At 70.1% G+C, this 6,467-nt stretch carries 4 protein-coding genes and 1 pseudogene; 4 read left to right on the top strand and 1 reads right to left on the bottom strand.

Annotated features, from left to right (window positions below; genetic code table 11):
- From VFL64_RS09070 to VFL64_RS09055, 4 genes are all read left to right on the top strand, one after another.
- On the top strand, nt 1-251 hold a 251-nt coding region (locus tag VFL64_RS09070), incomplete at its 5' end, for a hydrogenase iron-sulfur subunit (RefSeq protein ID WP_489540057.1).
- Nucleotides 244-768 carry a hypothetical protein gene (locus VFL64_RS09065; RefSeq protein WP_489540056.1) on the top strand — a complete coding sequence of 175 codons (525 nt, stop codon included), beginning with the start codon at nt 244-246 and terminating at the stop codon, nt 766-768. The genes VFL64_RS09070 and VFL64_RS09065, both read left to right, overlap by 8 nt.
- Before the next feature lie 107 nt (nt 769-875).
- The gene (locus VFL64_RS09060) at nt 876-2,252 is read left to right on the top strand and encodes a cbb3-type cytochrome c oxidase subunit I (RefSeq protein WP_489540055.1); all 1,377 of its coding nucleotides are present in this window, start codon (nt 876-878) and stop codon (nt 2,250-2,252) included.
- On the top strand, nt 2,249-4,150 hold the full coding sequence (locus VFL64_RS09055) for a 2Fe-2S iron-sulfur cluster-binding protein (protein ID WP_489540054.1): 1,902 nt from the start codon (nt 2,249-2,251) through the stop codon (nt 4,148-4,150). Before VFL64_RS09060 ends, VFL64_RS09055 begins: the two co-directional genes overlap by 4 nt.
- Here the strand turns inward: VFL64_RS09055 and VFL64_RS09050 are convergent.
- Nucleotides 4,147-6,467: pseudogene (locus VFL64_RS09050) on the bottom strand (hypothetical protein); the annotation flags it as partial. The gene VFL64_RS09055 and the pseudogene VFL64_RS09050 sit on opposite strands and share 4 nt — an antisense overlap.

The following is a 6,467-nucleotide window of genomic DNA, read 5'->3' as shown; positions in this document are numbered from 1 at the left end:
CGTTCGTCGAATACGCCTTGCGCGATGGCGCGGCCGGCGTGCTGGTGAGCGGCTGCCGCGAAGGCGGTTGCGAGTTCCGCCTCGGCCAGCGCTGGACCGAAGAGCGATTGAACGGCAGCCGCGAGCCGCACCTGCGCGCCTCGGTCCCGCGCGAGCAGATCGCCACCGCCTGGGCCGATGCAGGCGATGAAGCCAGCCTGCGCACCGCGCTCGAACAACTGCGCCACCGCGCCTCACTCGTTCATGGATAAGCCCACCGCACCCACCACCACACCGGCCGCCTGGGCCGGCCAGCTGCTGCTGTACGCGCTCTTCGCGCTGCTGATCGGCGTGTTCTCGCGCTGGCCGCCGTACCGCCACCTGGCGAGCGACCAGTCGCTGGTCAAGATCAGCTTCAGCCACACCGGCAAGCCGGTGTCCGAGTGCCTCTCGCAAACGCCCGAAGAGCTGGCCAAGCTGCCGCCCAACATGCGTGCCCCGGTGCGCTGCCCGCGCGAGCGCTCGCCCATCGTGGTCGAGCTCGACATCGACGGCGCCCGCGTCTACCAGCACACCGCCAAGCCCTCGGGGCTGTCGAAAGACGGTGCCTCGTCGGTCTACCACCGCCTGGCGCTCGGTGCCGGTGTGCACCGCGTGGCCGTGCGCATGAAGGACGACGCGCGCAGCCCCGGCTTCAACCACATGCGCGAAGAGACCGTCATGCTCGCGCCGGCCCAGATCCTGGTGATCGACTTCGACACCGCGACCCAACAGATCACGCTCCAATGAACACCCCAAGCACCCAACTCACGTCACCCCGGCGAACTCCGGGGCCCACACTGCCCCCTGTCTCAGCCGTTGGCACAGCGAGGCAGTGGACCCCGGCGTTCGCCGGGGTGACGAGTGGTTCTGCCGACTACGCACTGCCGGTGCCCACCGACGCCCGCCGCCGCCTCGCCCGCGGCTGGCTCTGGCTGGGCCTGCTGGCGTTGATCGGCTCGGGCCTGTTCTCGGTGCTGCTGGTGCTGTCGCGCACGCCGGGCCTGAACAAGCTCTTCCCAGTGGCCGACTTCTTCCGCGTGGCCCTGGTGGTGCATGTCGACCTGTCGGTGCTGGTGTGGTTCATCGCGCTGGCCGGCATGCTGTGGAGCATCCACGGCACGCCGCGGCGCCTGGGCTGGGCGTGGGCGGCGCTGGGCCTGTGCGGCGCGGGGGCGGCGCTGATGTCGCTTGCGCCCTTCCTCGGCAGCGGCGAGGCCGTCATGGCCAACTACATCCCCATGCTCGACGGCACGCCCTTCATCGCCGGCCTGCTGGTGTTCGCCGCCGGGGTGGGCCTGCTGGTGCTGCGCAGCCTGTGGGCCGCGCCAAAGATCGGCATCGCCTTCGACGGTGAGGGGGCGTTGCGCTTCGGCCTCAACGCGAGCGCAGTGGCCACCGCGGTGGCGCTGCTGGCCTTCGGCTGGTCGTTCGCGGTGCTGCCGCAGTCGCTGGCGGGCAAGGCCTACTACGAGATCCTGTACTGGGGCGGCGGACACGCGCTGCAGTTCACCTGGACGCTGCTGATGCTGGTGGCCTGGCTGTGGCTGGCCAGCGCCTGCGGCGCGCGCGTGCCGCTCAGCCCGCGCGTCGCATTGGGTCTCTTTGCCCTGGCGCTCGCCAGCGTCTTCGTCACGCCCTATGCCTATGTGGCACACGACATCGCCTCGGTCGAGCACCGCAACCTGCACACCTGGGCCATGCGCATGGGCGGCGGGCTGGCGATCGCGCCGATCGCGCTGGCGGTGACGGTCGCCCTGCGCGGCTTGGCGCGGCTGGCCCCTGAGCAGCGGCCGCTGCGTGCGGCGCTCGTCGCCTCGATGGTCCTGTTTGCTTCGGGCGGGTTGATCGGTGTGTTCATCGCCGGCAGCAACGTGCGCATCCCGGCGCACTACCACGGCTGCATCGTCGGTGTGACCCTCGCGCTGATGGGCCTGGTCTACCGCCTGCTGCCGCAGCTGGGCTACCGCGCGCCCAGGGGCCGGCTCGCCACGCTGCAGCCGGTGCTGTACGGGGCCGGGCAGTTGACGCACATCCTCGGCCTGGTGTGGTCGGGCGGCTATGGTGTGCAGCGCAAGGTGGCAGGGGCCGAGCAGGTGCTGCGCAGCAGCTCCGAGGTGGCCGGCATGGGCCTGATGGGGCTGGGCGGGCTCATCGCCATCGTCGGCGGCCTGCTCTTCGTGGTGGTAGTGGTCGGCGCGATGCGCGCACCCGCAGAGACGAAGCCCGCATGAAGAAGCTGCAGGCCCTGCTGCAATGGCTGTTCATGCGCGTCGAGGCGCTGTTCAATGCGGCCTTCGGCGACCGGCTCAACCCGCTGTACCAGCTCGGGTCCATCACCTTCTTCCTGTTCTGGGTGGTGGCGGCCAGCGGCCTGTACCTCTACGCCTTCTTCGAGACCGGCGTGGCCGGGGCCCACGCCTCGGTCGAGGCGCTCACGCACCGCCAGTGGTTTGCCGGGGGCGTCTTGCGCAGCGTGCATCGGTATGCATCAGACGCCATGGTCTTCACCATGCTGCTGCACATGCTGCGCCACTTCGCCTTCGACCGCTTCCGCGGCTTTCGCTGGTTCTCGTGGCTGACCGGCGTGGCGCTGATCTGGGGTGTCTACGTCTCGGGCATCAACGGCTACATGCTGCCCTGGGACCAGATGGCGCAGTTCGTCATCACCGCCAGCTTCGAATGGATCGACTGGCTGCCCGGCTTCGGCGGCACGCTGATGCGCAACGTCATCTACCCGACGAGCATCACTGACCGCTTCTTCTCCCTGCTGGCCTTCATGCACATCGGTGTGCCGCTGGTGGTGCTGCTGCTGATGTTCATCCACGTGCAGCGCGTGCCCAAGGCCCGCACCAACCCGCCACGGCCCATCATGGCCAGCCTGTTGCTCACCTTGCTCGTGCTGTCGTTCGTGCAGCCTGCGCTGAGCCAGGGCGGCGCGGCGCATCTCGGCGTGGCGGTGGGCAGCCTGCAGTTCGACTGGTTCTTCCTGGCGCTGTTTCCGCTCTTCTACCTGTGGCCCATGGGGCAGGTGTGGGCGCTGGTGGCCGGCTGCAGCGCACTGCTGGTGGCGCTGCCCTGGTTGCCGCCGAACTTCAGGCGCAACAGCAAGGGCGAGCATCTGTTGACGATCCACCCCTCGACCGAGCCCTTGCATGTGCGCAGCGGCGAGACGCTGCTTGAAGCCGGCCTGCGCCAGGGCCTGGCGCTGCCTTATGAATGCCGCAACGGCGGCTGCGGCGTGTGCCTGTGCACCGTGCTGCACGGCAGCGTCGACCACGGCGCCTTCCAGCCCAGCGCCTTGCCCGAGGCGCTGCGTGCACAGGGCAAGACGCTGATGTGCTGCGCCAAGGCCTTGTCCGATGTGGAGATCGAGGTCGAGTCCGAGCCCGGTGGTGCGCCAGTGCGTGTGCCGATACGCGAGTACCGGGCCCAGGTGACCGGCATGGAAAGGCTCTCGCCCGAGGTGATGCGCCTGACCTTGGTGCTGCCGGGCGGCGAGGGGCTTGCCTTCAAGGCGGGGCAGTACATCAACATCCTGCTCGAAGACGGCGCGCGTCGCGCCTTCTCGTTTGCCAACCCGCCGCAGGTGCAGGGGCACATCGAGCTGCATGTGCGGCGCATTCCCGGTGGGCGCTTCACCGGCCAGGTGTTCACGCAGATGAAGGTGGGCGACACGCTGCGCTTCGAAGGGCCGCTGGGTAACTTCACGCTGCGCGACAGCGCGCACCCCATCGTGTTCGTGGCCGGGGCGACCGGCTTTGCGCCGATCAAGAGCATCGTGGAAGACGCCTTGTCGCGCGGCGTGGCGCGGCCGATGTGGCTGTACTGGGGCGTGCGCACCCGTGCCGATCTCTACGCGATGGCGCTGGCCGAGCAGTGGCAGCGCGAGCATGCACAGTTCCACTTCGTGCCGGTGCTGTCGGAACCCGAGTCCGGCGACGGCTGGCAGGGCCGCACCGGGCTGGTTCACGAGGCGCTGCTGCACGACTTCCCCGACCTGCGCGAGCACGAGGTCTACGTGTGCGGCTCGGTCAGGATGGTCGAGACGGCGGTGCCCGCTTTCATGGCCCAGGGGCTGGCCGAGGGTTTCTGCTTCACGGACGCCTTCGTGCCTTCGGTGCGTTCCTAGAGTGCGGGCGGCTTGGCACTGCCCACGCGCACGCGCTGGATGGCCCGCGCGCTCGCGCCCTGCGGCGCCGACACGACCTCCACCGCATAGCCGCCGCTGCTGCCGCTCACGCGTGCCATCACCTGGCCGTTGGCGGTGATCGTCACCGTGCCGCTGCCGCTGCTGAGCCGCCCCTGCTCGTCGAAGTCGAACTGCACGAAGCCATCCACCACGTAGGCGATGCCACTGCGCGTGAAGCTCAGCTGCGTGTACTCCTGGCGCGCAAGCTGCGGGCGCGGCCCGGCGGCGGTGGCCACGTTGACGTTGTGCGAGCGCACATTGCCGCTGCCGAAGGTGGTCACCGTGCCGCTGGCCACATCGGTGAGTGCCAGGCCGGCCGCGGGGATGAAGCGCAGCGACACGGTCTCGACGTTGCCGTTCAGGCTGCCGTCCATCTCCAGGCGTGCGTTGCCGTTCACGCGGGTGGAGAACGGGTCGCCGTTGTCGTCCACGTCGGTGTGGACGAAGTTGGTGACGGTGGCCTCGCCCGAGCCCGTGCGCTGCGCCGCGTCGGCGAAGCTGTAGGCCAGGCTGCTGCGGCCGTCATAGCCCACGCCGAACTCGGCCGTGCAGCCGTTGAATTGCGCCGCCAGCGTGTGCTGTCCGAGCGGGTAGCTCTGGCCTGCGGCGGGTGCGGCCGCGCCGTCCAGCGTGAGCGTGGCGTTGCCGCCGCTGCAGATGTCGCCGATGGCCTTGGCGCGGAAGTCGTCGTCGACGAACTGCAGCGGTGCGCCGGCGGCGGTGAGGCCATCGCCCCACAGCATCATCAGCTTGAGCACCTGGGCCTGCTGGTCCTCGGTGCCGGTGCTCACGGTGAGCGTGGCGTCCGTGCTGGCCACGCTGCCGCTGTTGTTGCTCACGACCACGCGGAACTGTGCGCCGTTGTCGGCTGCCGTCACCGGCGTGATGGTCAGCGTGTTGCCGATGGCGCCCGGGATGTTGGCCCCGTTGCGCTGCCACTGGTAGCTGATGGGGCCGGCACCGGTGGCGGCCACGGCGAAGCTCGCGTTGCCGCCGAGCGGCGCCACGATGCTGAAAGGCGCCGTGGTGATCACCGGGGCCGACTGCGGCGAGACCACCGTGAGCGTGGCGGCCGCGCTTTCCACCGTGGCGGCGGTGTTGCTGACGCGCACGCTGAAGAGCGCGGCGTTGTCGCCCGCGTTCGCCACCACCTGGTAGCTGGCCTGGGTGGCACCGGCGATGGGCGCGCCGTTGCGCAGCCACTGGTAGCTCAAGGGGCCGCTGCCTTGCGCCACCACGGCAAAGGCCACCGTGTCGCCGGCCACCGCCGTCGCGCTCTGCGGTGCGGCAGCAATGCTGGGCGGCAGGGCGTCGCCACTCACGGTGAGGCGTGCGGAGGTGCTCGTCACCGTGCCGGCGGCGTTGGTGACCGTCACGGTGAAGGTGGCGCCGTTGTCGGCGGGCGAGGTGTTGAACACCCACAGCGAGGGCGTGTTGCTGCCGGCGATGGGCTGGCCGTCGCGGCTCCAGCTGTAGGTCAGGGGTTGCGTGCCTTCGGCCACGGCCTGCAGCAAGGCAGCGTCGCCGGCCTGCACGGTGGTGCTGCGCGGGTTGCGCATGATGCGTGGCGACAGGCGGCCGGGGACGGGCGAGGTCGAGGCCTCGAGCCGCATGCACGGGCCGGTGATGCCGCCGCCGACCTCGCCCACGGTGAGTTCGGTGATCGGCGTGACCTGCGTGTCGGTCGCGGCCCAGATGCTGGTGATCGCGCTCTTGCGCACCGACATCGTGAAGCGGCCTTCGTTGTTGGTGATGGCCGAGGTGCGGCCCGAGTAGTCGCTGCCGCTGCCGCTGACGATCACGCCGGCGGCGGGCGAGCCGTCGGCGCGCTGCACGCAACCTTCGACCTCGACGGTCTCGGCCTCGATGTCGGCGTTCCAGTAGCTGTAGTGGGTCACGTCGCCCTGGTAGTAGCGCTCGCCATTGGGCGCGGTGCGCAGCAGGGCGATGCCTTCCTTCACCCAGCGGCCGCTGGCCTCGTCGAAGTGGAACAGCGGCACCTCGGCCGGCGGGTTGGGCGAGCGCGTGGAGAGGGGAATGCGGATGCGTGCGTCGGTGCCGGGGGCCAGCTGCAGGCGCCGGCCGGTGGCGTCGCGCAGGTCGACCTTGATCGCGCCGAAGCTCTCGATGGCGCGCACCGCGCCGGCCTGCAGCGTGGTGTAGCCACCGGGCATGCGTTCGGGGTCGCGGGCCGGGTCGACGTTGGTCACGCTGGCGTTGACCGGGCCCAGCACCGGCGCACCGGTGATGGCGTCGA

It is taken from the genome of Rhizobacter sp. (assembly GCF_035702065.1).
Classification (GTDB): Bacteria; Pseudomonadota; Gammaproteobacteria; order Burkholderiales; family Burkholderiaceae_C; genus Rhizobacter.
This window is presented reverse-complemented; position numbering and strand designations above follow the sequence as displayed.

Coding starts and splice junctions, on each gene's coding strand:
- VFL64_RS09065 (WP_489540056.1), top strand. CDS start 244: ATGGATAAGCCCACCGCACCCACCACCACACCGGCCGCCTGGGCCGGC.
- VFL64_RS09055 (WP_489540054.1), top strand. CDS start 2,249: ATGAAGAAGCTGCAGGCCCTGCTGCAATGGCTGTTCATGCGCGTCGAG.